The sequence below is a fragment of the Photobacterium makurazakiensis genome (assembly GCF_050336715.1).
Taxonomy (GTDB): domain Bacteria; phylum Pseudomonadota; class Gammaproteobacteria; order Enterobacterales; family Vibrionaceae; genus Photobacterium; species Photobacterium makurazakiensis.
In genome coordinates, this window is sequence record NZ_JAKJSJ010000036.1 from 20,518 (window position 1) to 38,296 (window position 17,779).

10 protein-coding genes are annotated in these 17,779 nt (G+C 46.3%); 8 read left to right on the forward strand and 2 right to left on the reverse strand.

The features are described from left to right. The first annotated feature begins 11 nt into the window (after positions 1 to 11). From L4D09_RS16720 to L4D09_RS16755, 8 genes are all read left to right on the forward strand, one after another. Positions 12 to 1,490 (forward strand): sulfatase family protein, encoded by a 1,479-nt coding sequence (locus tag L4D09_RS16720; protein ID WP_428458651.1) that lies wholly within the window; start codon positions 12 to 14, stop codon positions 1,488 to 1,490. A 262-nt stretch (positions 1,491 to 1,752) separates the two neighbouring features. Beyond that, the gene (locus L4D09_RS16725) at positions 1,753 to 3,174 is read left to right on the forward strand and encodes an efflux transporter outer membrane subunit (protein ID WP_428458652.1); all 1,422 of its coding nucleotides are present in this window, start codon (positions 1,753 to 1,755) and stop codon (positions 3,172 to 3,174) included. 2 nt (positions 3,175 to 3,176) lie between these two features. Further along, positions 3,177 to 4,475 carry an efflux RND transporter periplasmic adaptor subunit gene (locus L4D09_RS16730; protein ID WP_428458653.1) on the forward strand — a complete coding sequence of 433 codons (1,299 nt, stop codon included), beginning with the start codon at positions 3,177 to 3,179 and terminating at the stop codon, positions 4,473 to 4,475. Then, complete coding sequence (locus L4D09_RS16735; RefSeq protein ID WP_428458654.1) at positions 4,472 to 7,633, forward strand: efflux RND transporter permease subunit; 3,162 nt, start codon at positions 4,472 to 4,474, stop codon at positions 7,631 to 7,633. Before L4D09_RS16730 ends, L4D09_RS16735 begins: the two co-directional genes overlap by 4 nt. Further along, positions 7,620 to 8,825: a serine hydrolase domain-containing protein gene (locus L4D09_RS16740; RefSeq protein WP_428458655.1), complete on the forward strand. Its 1,206-nt coding sequence runs from the start codon at positions 7,620 to 7,622 to the stop codon at positions 8,823 to 8,825. The genes L4D09_RS16735 and L4D09_RS16740 overlap by 14 nt, the downstream gene beginning before the upstream one ends. Positions 8,826 to 8,846: 21 nt before the next feature. After that, a complete protein-coding gene (locus L4D09_RS16745; RefSeq protein WP_428458656.1) occupies positions 8,847 to 10,241 on the forward strand; it encodes a CehA/McbA family metallohydrolase domain-containing protein in 1,395 nt (464 codons plus the stop codon). A gap of 17 nt (positions 10,242 to 10,258) precedes the next feature. After that, positions 10,259 to 11,728, forward strand: coding sequence for a sulfatase family protein (locus tag L4D09_RS16750; RefSeq protein WP_428458657.1), 1,470 nt, complete (start codon positions 10,259 to 10,261; stop codon positions 11,726 to 11,728). Between the two features lie 198 nt (positions 11,729 to 11,926). Then, positions 11,927 to 12,865, forward strand: a complete 939-nt coding sequence (locus tag L4D09_RS16755; RefSeq protein WP_428458658.1) for a hypothetical protein — start codon at positions 11,927 to 11,929, stop codon at positions 12,863 to 12,865. Between the two features lie 92 nt (positions 12,866 to 12,957). On the opposite strand, the gene L4D09_RS16760 is transcribed toward L4D09_RS16755, so the two are convergent. Together L4D09_RS16760 and L4D09_RS16765 are read right to left on the reverse strand one after the other, a co-directional pair. Further along, entirely contained in the window at positions 12,958 to 14,868 is a 1,911-nt protein-coding gene (locus L4D09_RS16760; RefSeq protein ID WP_428458659.1) for a family 43 glycosylhydrolase, read from the reverse strand. A 181-nt stretch (positions 14,869 to 15,049) separates the two neighbouring features. Beyond that, positions 15,050 to 17,686, reverse strand: coding sequence for an alpha-L-fucosidase (locus L4D09_RS16765; RefSeq protein ID WP_428458660.1), 2,637 nt, complete (start codon positions 17,684 to 17,686; stop codon positions 15,050 to 15,052). Positions 17,687 to 17,779 lie beyond the last annotated feature (93 nt).

The following is a 17,779-nucleotide window of genomic DNA, read 5'->3' on the forward strand; positions in this document are numbered from 1 at the left end:
GAGATAATAAGATGATATTGAAAAAGCCAAATAAATCTGTATTAGCACTAACGATAACAGGGTTGCTCTATGTAAACAGTAGTGTGGCGGCAAGCGAAAGCCAGCCCACCCGAGATAACCTTCAAGACCAGCCAAATGTCATTGTTATTTATACAGATGATCAAGGCTGGGGTGATGTTGGTTATCATGGGTTTCAAGATATTCATACCCCAAACATCGATGCCTTAGCCGCTAGCGGCGTCCACTTCCCGCAAGCCTATGTCAGTGCATCAGTTTGTGGGCCATCGCGTGCGGGGCTGTTAACAGGTGTGTACCAACAACGCTTTGGCGTTTATGGCAACTTTGAACAGAACCACGTGCCTCGCAGTCAGCCGCTGATGATGGAAATGATGCAAGATCTTGGTTATGTTACTGGCGTTGTGGGTAAATGGCATATGGGCGAACCAACAGGCCGGCCTAATGAGCGCGGCGCTGATTTCTTTTATGGCTTTCATGGCGGCTCTCATAACTACATGTATTCCGATGAGAAAGAAGGGGGGAAACCTTGGCTTTCTCCACTTTATCGAAATACAAACACAGAGCCTCCAATTCAAGAAGGCAACGGTTACTTAACCGAGTTATTTACCGATGAAGCCGTCACATTCATTGAAAAGAATGCCGACAAGCCATTCTTTCTTCATGTCGCCCACTTTGCCGTTCATCACCCATGGCAAGTGCCAGACGGCTATATTGAGCGCTTAGATCACCTTGAGGTTCATCATGAAGAAAGACGCTTCTTTGCCGCACAGTCTTTAGTCCTTGACGATGGCGTCGGCGCCATTATGGATACCTTAAAAGAGCACAACCTTGATAATGACACGCTTGTATTTTTCATGAGTGATAACGGTACACCGTCAGGACAGGGATTTGATCAGCCACGTAAAAAGAAACGTGGTGAAACAACGATGTCCAGCCCAGGTCCATTCAATGGCTTTAAAGGGGACAGCTATGAAGGCGGGATCCGCGTTCCCTTCATCATGCACTACCCTGCTGGGTTACCTAGCGGTAAAAAGTATGAGCACATGGTCAGCTCCCTTGATGTTTTTCCCACCATAGCGGCACGATTTGGTATCACTGAAACAGGGGCTGTGCCTTTTGATGGCGTTGATCTTTTCCCTTACTTATTAGATGAACAAGACGGCCAACCACATGACACACTTTACTGGCGCCGGGATAATGATTACGCCATTCGCGATGGTGATTGGAAACTGACAGTCAATGACGATAATGGCCCTCGGACAATTCGATTATTCAATATGATTAACGATCCTGGGGAGTGGATTGATCTTGTGGACGACGAGCCTGAAATTGCACAAGCACTGAAGAACAAGTTTGACGCATGGGAATCAACACTTCCTATTAATAAACTCAGTGATAAACCGACCAACCGGAATATTAATTACAATCAAGGCGAACGTATTAGCGTCGAAGCTTTTAACCGCTCAAAATAAATAGTTCACCCTTTAACCCGCCCTCTTATTTTCAATCAATGCGAGGGCATGTGTGCATATTTACTTTTATTAATAATTCCAATCTGGATAAGTATACGATCATTAATTGCGCTGAATAAATCGATTACACCACAAAACAAATCGCGGTAACCTTTTGTTATTAAAAACAATCACGCCGCCACTGTCGATTCCAGTCAGAATAGATGAACAGATATTTATTTAGGTTGCTATAACCACCTTTGTGATTTGTGGATGCTTACTCATGCCTTCAAAAAGTCGGACAGCTATTTTTATACGCGCTATAGCTATTAGCGTGCTCATATCTGGGTGTACTCAAACACCCAAAGAGCACATTGATATCACCACCACGATTTCGGATTCATTTAGTATTTCAGGCAATGCTCAAACAGATACCTTTTGGTGGACCGACTTTAACGACCCTCAGCTAACACAATTAGTGAATACAGCTTTAGTGTCCAACTTTTCGCTAAAATCAAGTGTCGCACGAGTGCAACGGGCAGCCGCTATCGCCGACGTTAGGGATGCTTCTCGCTACCCTGATGTAAGAGGCACAATAGAGAGTGATTTTCGACGAGGAAGAAACAATCTAGGCGGCGATATTACCCAAAATGACACGCAAAGCATTAAGTTAAACGCAAGTTGGGAAGTCGACCTATGGGGTAAAAATCACGCTAACGCGACTGCCGCTTATTTCAACTACCTTGCTAATGCCGAACAGCTACAGACTGCAGCTCAAAGCCTCGCTGGTGATATTGCTCGCCGTTGGTATCAACTTACAGAACAGCACCAATCTTTAACCATTCTTAATCATCAAATAAGCAATACCAAAGTCATTGCTGAAATTACTGGCCACCGTTACCGTACTGGCCAAGGCAGTATTAGCGCCTTATGGCGACAAGAACAGCTGCTAGAGAGCTTACAGGCACAAGAGAAACAGGCTCAAAAACGTTTATTGATCTTAGAAAAGCAAATGAATGTACTGCTGGGCCGCTCACCGACAGCGACAATTGACTGGCAGTACGCAGCATTTCCTGACTTTCCGGCCTTACCAAATTCTGGGATTCCAACCGCTTTACTGGAACGGCGACCCGATGTACGTGGCCTTTGGTATCAATATGAAGCTAGCCAACAAGATGTATCAGCCGCCGCAGCCGCTCGGTTACCGAACTTTTCAATCAACACGGGCGTATCATCCGATGACTGGTCAAATGCCTTTGAATTGTGGCGACTTGATCTTGGTGCTCAGCTAAACATTCCATTATTTAATGCTGGCAAGTTAGCCTCGGAGCAAGAAGCGGCGGAAGCATCCGCTGAAATCGCCTTTTACAACTATACCCAAGGTGTACTAACCGCTCTTGAAGAAGTTGATACTAACCTGCTTGAAGAGTTGAGCCAGCAAGAACAGCTCGACTCTTTACAACGTCAAACTCAGCAAGCAGAAAGTATCCTTGAAGTCGAATCAATTCGATACAGCAGAGGCATGCAAGGGTATTTAGATGTTTTAAATGCCCAAGAGAAATTATTTACTCTCCAGCAACGTACTCTCAGCGCGCAACGCCAACTCTTTTTACGCCGCATCGCCACCTATCAATCATTAGGCGGCCATCTTGTTTCGCATTCTGAAGACGGCACCATTGAACTTCAACATAGAACGGAATCCTGACCATGACAGACAAGGTCGCAACACCTATGTACTACCTTGCTAAGACGCTAAAAGTCTTACTACCTTGCACCATACTTGCCGCAGGTATCTATACGACTAACGCGTTAATGGAAGGAAAACCTAAGCATCATCGTCCAGCAGGCACACCACCCGCTCGACTCGTGGATGTCTATAACGTTGAATACAGCAATGAGGCCCCAACAATTGTTGCGCAGGGAGATGTCATGGCAAAGCGAAGTGTTAACCTTCGCTCCCAATTGCGCGGCACAATTACTGAACTTCCTCACCATTTGATCCCCGGTGGCTTTGTGCGACAAGGTGAAACCTTAGTCACCCTCGACAAGCGAGACTACTACTTAGCCGTTAAAGAAGCAGAAGCGGCGCTTGATAGGCAGCAAGCTCTATACGATGTTGAAGTGGGGCGTCGAAGAGCTGCTGAAATGGAATACCAATTGTCTGGGCAAGATCTCTCAGAAGAAGATCTTGCTTTAGTATTGCGTCACCCTCAATTGGCACAAATTGAAGCAGATATTGCACGTAGTCAAGCATCGTTAGAAAAAGCAATTATCAACTACGATCGGACTCAGATAACCGCTCCGTTCGATGGCCAAATTATTAATATAGATACCGCTGAAGGCAGCCAAGTACGTGATAATACAGTGCTGATGGACATTGTCGCTACAGACACCTTTTGGCTAAAAGCAAGTATGCCCGCCCAGCAGTTACAATGGCTAACGATTCCATCAGCAGAGCGCCACCTCTATAGCAATCAAGACGATTGCTTTGGCTCGCAAGTAATCATACGTAACCCAAATGAGTGGGGTGCGAAACAATACCGTAAAGGCTGTGTTACTAGCCTACTACCAGAGCTCGATAAGCGAATAAAAACCGCTTCAGTGCTGATCAAAATAGATGACCCACTCGCGCAAAAGCCAGAGAACTATGGGAAACCAGCCGTTCTGCTGAATGCATTTCTTCAAGCCGAATTTAGTGCCAAGCCAATTGATGACGCGGTTAAATTGCCTCGTCGCTACCTTCAAAAAGATCAGTTTGTTTGGATTATGGACGATCAAAACAAGCTAGAAGCAAGAGATGTGTTGATTGCCCATAGAGGTCAGAAAACGGTACTGATTACCGATGGCTTAAATCCAGGTGATCGCGTCGTTACTTCACCTTTGATCGGTGCAATTGAAGGCATCGCTTTAAAGCTTCGCTCCCCCAATGAGCAACTAACAACCGTAGATAACTCCCCCGAGCCAACTCCAGAAGCCATAACTTCAATAGAGGAGAAACGCTCATGACGCAGTCTCTTGATAAAACATCGTTAAGGGAACAGTCTCGCGGCGCTATCGCGTGGATGACCCATAATCGGGTCACTCCAAACCTGTTGATGATGTTCTTCATCATTGGTGGTTTACTTATGGGTTGGCAAATAAAAAAAGAAGTTCAACCGAACATGCAACATAACTCTATCCGGATATGGGTTTACTACCCAGGTTCGACGCCGGTAGAAATGGAACAGGGAATCACCCTTCCGATAGAAAATGCTATCAGTGGCATTGAAGGCATAAAAGAAATCCACTCTTGGGCGAACTCTGCGGGGACCAATATCACAGCAGAGCTCATCAATAATGTAGATGTTGAACGAGTCAAGCGTGAAATAGAAAATGCAGTCAATACAGCACAGTTGCCAGCTGGCGCAGAAAAACCCAGGGTCTTGCGCAGTGAAACCCGCGAAGAGTCGATGGAGCTGGTACTTTATGGTGACACCGACCCTATCGCCCTGCGAGAGACGAGTACCGAGCTGCAAAATATCCTACTACGCTCTTCCGATTTAACGCAGGTCGAAGTTAACGGCTTCTCTAAATATGAAGTCCAAATTCAAGTCGATACGCAAACCCTTGAACGCTATAACCTAACGTTAGATCAAGTCGCCCGTAGTATCAGCAATCATGCTGTCACCCAGTCGGGTGGACGAATAGAGTCAAGTGGCGGAGATATCTTATTACAGCTTGATGAGCGCCGAGGGTGGGCGAAAGAATTTAACGACATTGTCGTGATGCAAACACCGCAGGGGGGGCGTGTTTACCTTGAGGATATTGCTGATATTCGTGATGGCTTTGCGAACAAAAATAACAGCTCATTTTATAACGGCTTACCATCGGCTAGCATTCGAATTTACCGCATTGGAGATCAAACCCCTGTCTCAATTTCAGAGGCTGTTTATGACCGTTTTCCTGAGCTAGAAAACGCATTACAACCGGGTATGACATTGAGTGTGGTCAGTGATGACGCCGTGATTTTTCAACAACGTATGCATTTGTTGTTAAAAAATGCATTTTCCGGCTTATTACTGGTACTTTTTGTCCTGGCATTATTTCTTGATGTCCGACTCGCTTTTTGGGTCACCGTCGGTATTCCGACCTCATTTCTTGGCTCCCTGCTTTTCTTACCCGCCATGGATGTTTCCATCAATATGATCTCCATGTTCGCGTTTATTATCGCGCTAGGGATTGTGGTAGATGACGCCATTATTGCAGGAGAAAACATCCATGAAAAAATAAGCCAAGGCATACCCTTTGCCAAAGCGGCTATTGAAGGGGCAAAAGACATTGCAACACCGTTGACCTTCAGCATTCTAACCAACATTGTCGCGTTTATCCCTATCTGGTTTCTACCGGGAACACTCGGCATGATGTTCCAAGTAATTCCACTGGTTGTTGCCTGTGTCTTTATCATTTCTTGGGTAGAAGCACTGTTTATCCTTCCTACCCACTTGGCACACATTAACAGCCACCAGCAACCGACATGGACAAAGCCATTTGTTTTCCTTCAAGGTTATGTTGATAAAGGGTTGCAATGGTTTATCACCCGCGCGTACACCCCGGCCTTAAAACGGTTACTCGCTCAGCGCTACCTCGTAATCAGTAGCGGTGTCGTTATGTTACTGATTTCTATCGGGTACATTTCTGGTGGTCACCTTGGCTTTACCACGATGCCACGGGTCGAAGCCGAGTTTTCACTTGCGCGTGCATTCATGCCTGTTGGCACCTCCTATGAAGAAGCAACAGAAGTCAGATACAAACTCGAACAAGCCGCAATGAATGTTATCGATAATAATGGCGGTGATGACCTCGCTACAGGCGTATCGACACATATTCGTAGCCGTGACGGCGAATTCATTATTATTTCACGGATATTTCTACAACCATCAGAAATTCGTGATATTCCAACACGTCAAGTTTCCATGGCTTGGCGACAAGAAACCGGAGATATACCGACTGCAAATGCTGTGCGCTTTTCGGCGACCGGCAACGGCCCCGGTGCAGACGTAGCCGGTGTCACCGTTGAACTAACCCACAGAGACACCCAACAATTGCAGATGGCGAGTGAAGATCTTAGTGAGATCTTGTCCGGTTATAACGGTGTCGTTGATATCGAAAATAGCTTCATGTCAGGCAGCCAACAGATCCGCCTGTCGCTGCTGCCTGAAGGCAAGAGCATGGGATTAAATGAACAAGACCTTATCCGTCAGGTGCGCCATGCCTTTAATGGGGTGCGAGCAATGCGCCAACAACGCGGCAGCGATGAAGTTGATGTGAAAGTTCAACTTCCCGACTGGCAACGTTCCAGTGTCTACCACCTTGAACAACTCCCGATAAAAGTCGGTGACCGCTACTTGCCCCTCTCACAAATAGCCAGTGTTGAACGTGAATATTCGGCATCAACCATTCAACGCCGTGAAGGTCGCCGTCGAGTAACCGTTGGTGCCGATATTACGCCATCATCAGAAGCGATGGCACTATCACAAACGTTAGCCAGTGATGTTTTCCCTAACCTAAAGCAGCAATACCCAGGCCTCGGCATTGGCTTCTTAGGTGATCAAGCCGAACAAAAGGAAAGTTTAAGTAGCCTTGCAACTAATGGGGCGTTGGTCATGCTCGCCCTGTATTGCTTACTCGCCATTCCTTTTCGCAGCTATACCCAGCCGCTGATCATTATGGTCATCATTCCATTTGGCCTAATTGGTGCGGTTATTGGCCACGCCATGCTCAACTACACCTTAAGCGTTGTCAGTCTATTGGGAACGCTGGCTTTAAGTGGGGTGGTAATTAATGACAGCTTAATACTGGTAACAGAAGTTAACCGTAATAGAGAAAGGGGAGTCGCGTTGATAGACGCTATCATCGCGGGTAGTACACGCCGTTTCCGCCCTATCATCCTCACGACCCTAACAACATTTGGTGGCCTTGCGCCAATGATATTGGAAACCTCTAATCAAGCTCAATTGATGATCCCAATGGCCATCTCTCTCGGCTTTGGCATCCTCTTCGCGACTTTCATCACGCTAGTACTTCTACCGTGCTTGTACGCGGCCTTAGAGGATATCAAGGCTTTATTTAGCCCGAATGCAAAACATCAAACCGTGACGCAGGAAGCCATCAATGAAATGCCTTAAGTTGCCGAACGTGAAGCATGTGTTAAGCACTCACGAACTAAAAGTATGCGCAGCAGTCATCTTTGCGATGGCATTACCCGCAGGCGCACAAGATGGACTCAGTGACGAACAAGTCACCCTTAACCATATTACGGCAGTAAAATCAGAAGTGTCATCGAGCCGAATTGAACAGAAGAGTACGGTTTATAAGTCACCAAATTATAAGGCACCAGAGCAACGCGATGATGGCCTTATCACAGCCAACATTCACGATACTACGCTCAACTTCGATACTATTGAACAGCTGCGGCAGAAAATAACAGCCGGTGATTTTGGCCAAATAAATAGCTTATTGATTCATCACCAAGGAAAATTAATTTCAGAAGATTACTGGAATGATGGCGCGATAGACAAACCGCATTTCATGTTTTCTATCACCAAAAACATGCTATCCAATGCCATTGGTAAAGCTATTGAGCTCGGATACATAGATAGCGTCAACGACCCCGCGATCAAATACCTTTCTAAGATCGATAAAGAGAAGCTCGCTACTGGCAGCAAATCTATCACCTTGCATGACTTACTCAGCATGCAATCGGGTATTTCTATTCCCAACCATACTGCTGACCACTCGCCGATCACTGTTAATAATCATGCAGAGTTATACCTCACGTTATCTGACAATGTCGAACCGGGAAAACATTTTAAATACCAAGGTGCGGATACCGACATCCTCAACCATGTCCTGTACAACACGACAGGCAAAGACCTTGCGGCTTTTACCGACGAGTATTTTTTCAAGCCAATGTTAATAACCAATGCCTATTGGGAAACATCTGCCTGTGGCCTGACCAAAGCCAGTTCAGGGCTCCACATGACATCAAGAGACATGCTTAAATTCGGCCAGCTCGTGTTAGGCAAAGGGCAGTTCAATAGTGAGCGGTTACTTACAAAAGAGTGGCTACATACCGCAACAACACCTAAGACGCAAAACGGTAACTATGGCTATTTCTGGTGGACTCAAAACTTCCGTTTAGATGGTAAAGAACTAAAAACCATTTCGGCAAGAGGTGCCCGTGGCCAGTTTATTTTCGTGAATCCTGAATTGGATCTTATCGTCGCCGTCACTAGCAGTAATACCGGTCAACAAAGACGTGTACCTCTGCAATTTGTACCTGAATACATTTTACCTGCAATCCCACCAGCGAAATAATTATTATTAAAGGCCGTCAAAGTGAAACCTCGATTAATAACATTAGTAACGATCCTGACACTAAGCTTTATGGCCTCGCAAGCTGCAGCTCAAGAAAGACAATGGCTTGCCGGAGAGCACCACGCCCATACCCACTGGAGTGTAAAGTGGGACAAATCCACGACGCCTTGGTCCCCTATCAAAGGTGGTGACAGCCTACATAGCTATCTCGATAATGCGCAAGCCGCCAAGATGTACGGTCTTAGTTGGTTAGTAAATACCGATCATGGTGGTCCAGAGCATTCCAAATTACTCGAACAACATGCCTACCCCGAATTACTGGCAGCACGAGAATCAGTGCCGGAAGTCCATCAGTATTTCGGTATCGAGCTGGACGTACCGGCTGGTGAGCACGCAACCGTCATGATGCCCATAAATGCTAACGAGCGCGATGTGCTAGTCAAATTCCAGCGTGACTTCTCGATCAGGGAATACCGTAACGAAACTCGTAACCGCAATAATGTTGAGCACATGCAAAAAGGTATTACATACCTCGCAAGCCAAGATGAAAAGCCCATCATCATCAAGAATCACCCCAGCCGTCAGGCAACAGGTATTAACGAGTGGGCAAGAGTTACACCTGAAAAGCTGATGGCTTGGCACCAAACCGACCCAGAGGTATTTATCGGTATGGTTGGCACACCGGGCCACCAAGCGGCTAGAGGCAACCGTGGAAGCTACTTTAAATTTGGTACCTTCCGCGGTGCCGACCAAATGACAGCCGTTGTTGGCGGGGTATGGGATCATATCCTTGGCAACGGCATGCGCTTCTGGATCACCTCCTCTGCCGACTCACATAAACATGCCAGTATAGATGGCCGTGATTTCTGGCCGGGCGAGTACAACAAAACCTATGTCTATGCCCGCAACGAGCCAGCCGACATCATGGACGGACTCCGTCACGGTCGCAGCTTTATTGTCTTTGGCGATCTGATCAGCGGTCTTAATGTTGAATTGAGCAATAAAGATAGTAAAAGCACTGCTTCACTCGGTGAGACCCTACTGATAGATAAGCACCAGCAAACACTATCACTAGAGTTAGAAATCAACCTCACCGATGGCAAAAATGCCAATGGTGATGTGCCAGAGCTAAACCGCATCGACATCATTACTGGCGCCATTGAACCATCTGTCACCAATGAGCCCAACTTGAATAGCACTACCAAAGTCATACAACGGATTGATCAGTCACAGTGGCAAGTGAAAAACAACACTATTGCTCTAACAATCGATATTCCACGAGATCATAAAAACGGTTATCTACGATTACGGGGAACGAGTACCGACATATTGGAACCGAAAAAACAGCAGGGTAATCAACACCCTTGGCAAGATTTGTGGTTCTATTCAAACCCTATTTTTTGGCAGCAACAATAATAAAGAGAATACCCTTAATGAAAATATTCACCAAAGCGGCACTCGGTATCGCGCTGTTACCCTGTATGTCATTTGCTGCTCAGCAGCCTGCAGCCCTATCTCCTGCAGAGAATGACAACACCAACTTTATTGTGGTTTTGGTCGATGATCTTGGCTACGACGAATCTGGCTTTATGGGTGCCGACGATATGTTCACGCCCAACCTCGATAAAATAGCGGCAGGCGGCACCCACTTTACCCAAGGCTATGTCACCTCATCTGTCTGCGGCCCTTCTCGTGCTGGTTTAATTTCAGGCCGCTATCAAGACCGACTCGGTATTTGGGGCAACTTTTCACGAAATGCAAAAATTGGCTTCCCAACAAGCCAACCTATGATGCAAGACCACTTCAAAGCAGCTGGTTACACGACTGGAACTATCGGTAAGTGGCACTATGGTCATTTTGAAGAAGAACACAAACCATGGAATCGTAACTTGGATTATTTCTATGGTTTCCTCGGAGGGGGTCACGACTATTTCAAGGCCAACACCCACTATAACGGCAAGAATAACCAATCGCCGATCTACCGCAATGGAGAAATGGTCAACTACCCTAATGGTACCTACCTGACGGATGAATTCAGCCGAGAGGCAGTCGAGTTTATCGAGAGAAACCATGAAAAGCCGTTTTTCTTGCACCTTGCCTACAACGCTGTACATGCGCCTTATCAAGCTCCTGATCACTACCTCAAGCGCGTAGACGAGCTAATGGATGGGGAGTTTGCGACATGGCATCGTCGTGTTATCGCCGCCATGTTGCTAGCCATGGATGACGGTCTAGGCAACATTATGGAAACATTGGAAGAGAAAGGTATCAGAGATAACACCGCCATTGTGTTCTTATCTGATAACGGATACCAAACTATCGTTCGCCGTAAAGAACCCGTTAACCTTGCGGGTAACCCAGCCGATCTAAGAGGCTTTAAAGGCGACACCTTCGAAGGCGGTATTCGGGTGCCATTTGTGATCAATTGGCCAGATGTCGTTCCTGCAGGAAAGCAATACACCAAGCCTGTTATGGCATTAGATATTTTACCAACAATTACCCGCGATATTCCTTTGGTTGAAAATACCCCTGAGCTGGACGGGGTTGATCTTATCCCTTACCTAAACGGCGAAATCGAAAGTAGACCACATGAGACTATGTTCTTCCGCTTCTTCCACGACATTGCTTATCGTAAAGGCGATTGGGTACTGACATGGAACGACCAGCACAAAGTAGCAGGTGAAAAACGTGCCAATCGCGAGCTGGTTAAAGAAGATGTCAAAGCCATGCTGTTTAACCTCAATGACGATGTTGCCCAGCGCCGTGACCTAAGAAATGAAGAGCCTGAAAAATTCCAAGAGTTGCTCAACGAATACCTGGCGTTACTCGAAGAGTTCCCAGAGCCAGAATACCCAGCACTATTCCAAACGCCTTACACGGTTGAGTTTACTGAAGATCTTTAACTAATCTTCACCCGACAATGAAAAACAACACAATGGGCAGCCCTAACCTATAAGGACAAGAGCAAGCCTCACTTAAAGGCTAGTGACGCCTTATGCCATTGGAATAGCTCCCTAGCAGATACCTACTGGCTGACATGAAGTTAGTCGGTTTTCTGCTAGGTTAGTGCCTTTTTTCAATACATATATAAAGGAAATTTAATGAAAGTCTGCGGGTTACTATGTGGCTGTTTATCTTTAGTTAGCGTTTCAGCTTTCAGCTTCCCTGAAGCACGGTTAACAAACGATGTAGTTGAAATGGCGATCTACCTACCAGATGCCGAAGCAGGTTCTTACCGCTCCGTTCGCTTCGATTGGTCAGGCTTAATTCACTCGCTTAAATTTGAAGGTGTGGAATACTTCGGTCGCTGGCGCCCTGAGCCTGTACATGATCCGGAACTGCACTTCAGCGTGAAAGGGCCGGCTCAGATATTCGATAATCTAGGCTATGGTGAATCCGATACTTTTGTTCGTATCGGTATCGGTGTTCTGGAAAAACCAGAAGACGAGAAACGATTTAACTTTACCAACCCCTACCAGATTCTTGACCATGGCGAATGGCAAGTTAACGCTTTGGAAGGCAGTGTCGAGTTCATTCACACGCTACGAGCCGATAATGGTTACAGCTATCGTTATCAGAAAACCATTAGTTTGAATGAGCAGGGGTTCACCATGTCACATCTACTGGAAAACACGGGTGAGAAACTGATTGAAACCAACGTCTTTAATCACCACTTTTTTGTCATTGATGACCAAGATGTTGATGAACAATATCAAGTATTTTTTCCTTTTACGCCGGAAAAACACAAGAGTGAGTCACGTGTAAAACTACAAAATGATAGCCTCAAGATACTTGACTCAATCCGCGATGATAAGCGACTGTACGTTCCACTGACGGGGTTTAGCAATACCCCTAATGATCACCAGTTTCGCGTCCATCACCGTGAACTAAACAGAGGTATTAATGTTCAGGTAGACCAACCATTAAACAAGCTAGTCATTTGGGCAAATGACCGTTCACTGTCTCCGGAAAACTTCATTGAGGTCAATGTACCTGTCGGGCAAAGCTTCAATTGGACCGCTGAGTACCAAGTTTATTGATCCCTCGTCCGTAGACAATAAAAAATGCGCTAATGGTAGTTAGCGCATTTTTATTTTCTCATTCAGCGGCATCCAGCATTGGCAGAATCTGATTATTTGGCCATCTTGGGAGAGGACAACTTGGAGACGCCAGTCTCGTTAAATGCCTCGACCGCGAAATAATAGCCTTTATGAATGTCCAGTGAGCGAATCTCCTTTTGACCATCAAACTCATCACCCCATATCTGGTAGGTATGATAAAGCTTATCCGGGGCAATACCGAAGCGTACGTTATAACCAACAGCGCCTTCCACCGCCTGCCAAGCCACATATACGTTGCGGCGATCAGTGTCTCGCTTCACCGTTACTTGTTCAGGCATAGCTGGCAACTCATCATTGGCAGAGCCAAACACCCGTAATCCATTCAACGCCAGATGTTTCACCCCAACATTAACATTCTCAAAGCGCACGAAACGGGCTGTGACCGGCTCGTCCAACTCAATGTAAATATTTGACCGATTTTCCTGCTTATCGAGGTTATTGCTGACCTCCGTCCAGGTCTTATTATCTCTGGACAGCAAAAGACGATAATGGGTATAGATCCGCTGCTTATATTCCGCAATCCTGTTATCTCTTGGTAACGGCGCCCGATACTCTTCACCAGCCACCATGTAATCGGCATAATTGATTTGAACTGCATTGACCGTTTTATCGCCTTGCAGATCCACTACAACATGCTGGGCATCATTGTTCTTACCCGCAACCCAGAAGTTGCGAGGATTTTCATCCGTCACAAAGCCCGCATCAAAAGTGCGGCCATTTTCGGGAGGCAGTTCGGACGTCGCCCAAGCCGGCTTATTGTAGGACAGTAACATCCAGCCAGTGAACAGATCATTGGGATCACTGTACTTACCCGTTGGCGCAAATTGCGGGAAGTCAGCAAAACGGGCCGTTGAATATAAAATGCCATCGTCGTCGATTGCAGACGGTAGAATCACATTTCGCCGCTCGAACACCCAATTAACCCCAAACCAATTAGAGCCACTGCGCCAGATATTACCAAAGGCATCTTTAAAGGTGTTGCCATGACCAGCGCCATGAACATAGCCTCCAGGCTTATAAGTCACCGGGTTGTGCTCCTGGTAAGTGAACGGCCCCAAAGGGGACTTGCCGATATAGACCCCATCGCCATACACGTTTCCATCTGAACCAGGACCAGCGTAGGAAAGATAGTAGGTATCGCCATGTTTAAGCATTTCCGGCCCTTCCACGTAGGGGGCTTGAGGGGAAGTATGGTCAAAGCCCATCCGTTCCCAACCATGCACGTCTGGATGCATAGCAAGCAGAGGCTTGGCAAAGCGGTCGATATACAAGCCGTCTTTATTATTTCGATTGATTTTAGCCCCCCACAATGGATATAAATTTGAGGAGCCCCAGTATACGTACCACTGCTCATCCTCGTGGTAAAGCGCCGGATCCCAGAGGTTCCTATCTCCAACAACAGGGAAGCCTAGGTCCTCATCGGCCACCTTCCATTTACCTGATGCCGGGTCATCAGAGACGAACAGCGTTGTCAGACCGCCTTTACGACTGGATGACAGCAGGTAGATCTTACTATCCTTCGCTAAGGCTGCCGGTGCTATCATATCTTTCCATTCCAGCCCGGTCTGCGGATCTTTCTCGGTAGTAGGATCCGAGCCGGAACCCGGCGTAAAGTAGCTCACAGGCCATTCACCAGTCGGCTTAATATGCTGCCAGGTCACTAGATCTTCGGACATCCAATATCCCCGCCCCTGACTGGCAAACAAAAAATAGCCCTGATGCTTGCCATCTTTTTCAAAGCTTACGACAACCGGATCTGCGCTTTGCCGAGTAACCAAACCTTCAGCCTTAATGAATTGGCGACGTTCCGGAATCCTTTCACCATACTGATATTCGAGATCCATAGGGTTAATATAAGTACGATCAGCCAACACACCAGTACTAAACATGGACAAAGCCACTAAAGATAAAGTTTTTCTCATACATCCCTTTATTTATAAATAAGATTCAAGCACTTGGTACTCGAATAAATAACCGTCATACAACATATGAAGTAAATTATAAGGAGACGGATAAAATTAAATATTTCAACACCCAGGTTAATAACAAAGTGCCAGATTTATTAACCTGACACTAAGGTGATTCAAACCGTAAAAACACTCATTAATTCATAATCACTTGGCTAACAGAAAAGGTACCACGGCGATCTGAGCTAAACTCAAAGCGCCACTGCCTTGCTGTTTGGTTAACGCTAAACCCTTGGTTAGCTTTGTGAGCTGGCAATTTAGTCAGTTTCTGCCATTCACCACTTTCATCAAGGTAAGTCACAATCAGTTCAATAGAGTTAAAGAACTCTGTCTGTCCAAGGCGCTCCTCTATGACCGGTTTAATGTGCTTGATGTGTTGAGGCTGACCATAATCAACTTCGAACCACATATCATTTTGGTTGCGGGGCGACGGTAACCAACGAGTTTCATTGCTGCCATCCAACACTTTGTCAGAGAAATGAGCCTTTGGATGCTGTCCTTTGTCTACGTAATTATTGTGACTACGCGCTATAGGGAATACTGTGGCTAATGGCTCTTCACTGGTCGCATAAAACCCCGCCTCAAATAGCTCAAGACCATAAAAATCAAAAGTTCCGTTGGCTGTTGTTTCTAAACGTACTTCCGTAGTCCCAGATTCAGTCAAATCAATTTGACCAATGTGTAAGTTTAGAGGCTCAGGGAATTCGCCCGTTGCTTGCAGCGTGAAAGGATACGCTTTATCGCCAACATAAAGGGTTATCTCCTGTGTTTTCTCACTACGATAGGTGGAAACGACATCAAAAGTCCCCGTCTGGCGTGTAATGGTAGTTTCCCATGACAGCGCCTCTTTTTTCCCATCCAAGAACTGGCGAGCTCCACGGTAAACAACCGCTTCCCCGTCGTAGTCAGCGTTCAAAGCGTGCATGCCAATGTTGCCATCTGGCCCTTGTAGGGCATTACCTAAAGGCAAAATAGTCAACTCACCCATATTGACCCGAGAAAAACCTTCAGAGGCAGGGGCCAGAGTTAGGGTTTGTTCACCCGCTTGAGTCACAATAATTTCCCCAACAATGGTCGGCTTTGGGTATTTACGGCGCATATTCTCATCACCCGTGGCTGGAATGATCAGATTTGCGGTATTGTCACCCAATGTTAACTGCATGCGGGATTCATCCTTGTTTCCATGGAACATCTGCACCGCATAACGTCCCGGCTCAGCAAAATCCACGTCCCAACTGGCAGAGCTTTCAGCCCCAGACCAGTCTGTTAAGCTGTTGTACCAGCTATTATAATGAACACTCGTGGTATCGGCATCTAGGGAGCGAAGTACCATACCATCAACGGTCATCACACCCGTGACTTCTTCTATCTCCAGTTCACCCTCTATGTCTAGAACAACAGTAGAGCTATATTGATCTGGAGCCTGTTCTGGCACAGCAATAGTTACTCCCTTATCATTGTGGCTGATCTTCAGCGGCGTTTTCTCGTTATCCGCTAAGAGGTAGGCTGACAATTTTTCATTGGCAACACCGAGCACCTGTAGCTCACCATTTTGGGGCCAATCATAAACATGCAGGTATAGCGTTACGCCGTCATCATGTATGCGTTGAGTTGTTGTCCCACGGAAAGCCTGTTGGAATAGAAACGGGGTCGCTGTTGTGCCGTGAATAGACTCGCCGTTAACATTCATCCATTGACTAATATCCCGCAGACGATCGATTGATGCTTGTGGGAAGCTGCCATCGGGTTTGGGACCAATGTTCAATAGATAATTGCCACCTTTACTGACAACACCGGTAAGGTTATGGATCAGTTCAGCAGTACTCTTCCAGTCCTGATCTGAGCGACGATAACCCCAAGTATTATTCATCGTCATGCAGCTTTCCCAGTACGAATCAAGCTGGGGAACAGGAGGAATAGATTGCTCATGAGTATCAAAGTCACCAAAGTGCAGTGAATTTTGACGGCTAGCAAGTCGACGGTTAGAAACGATTTGTGGTTGATTCCCCCAAAGAATGTCTGCCATTGTCTGAACCTGACCATCCGTTATGTTTTTAGGCATATCCCACCAAAACATATCCAGCTTGCCATAATTGGTCGTTAATTCTTCAAGCTGTGGGAAAGCAACGTCATTCATATATTGATTGAATCGTTCAGACCACTTTGAACGATCGAGAGAAGGATATGGGGAGTAAGAACGATCCCAATGCGCTCCACCTTCATCACCATGGTTCCCCCAATCTAAAGATTGTGAGTAATACAAGCCAAAGCGCAATCCCGCGTCATCAGCGGCATTTTTCAGCGGGGTTATTGTATCTTTGCCCCACGTTGAACCTTTGACTCCCCAGTCACTGGTTTCCGTATCAAACATGGCAAAACCATCATGGTGTTTGGCAGTCAATACCATATAAGTCATACCGGCATCCTTCGCCAACTTCACCCATTCAACAGGGTCATAGGCTACGGGGTTAAACTCTTTCGCTAAATCTACATATTCTTGAGCCGGAATACGGGCGTTGTTCCAAATCCACTCAGCATAACGTGGCGTGTCTACACCTTTGTACTCACCTTCAAACATGGAATAAACACCCCAATGGATGAACATGCCAAATTTGGCATCACGGAACCAGGCCATACGCTCGTCACGAGTCGCGTTGAGGTCTTGTCCAGCGGCAACTAGTGGGGCCTCATTTGCATATAATAGTGCTGGCTGAGCTAACTGGAGGGCAAGGCACCCAGCTAAAACAGACAAACGAAATGGTAATACTTGCATCGTTTTCCCCTGCATTTGTAATTTAATAAAAGCTTCTATGACGCACGAATATTTATCTGTAAGAAACTAGTCATGCGGAAATGTGAGATTTAT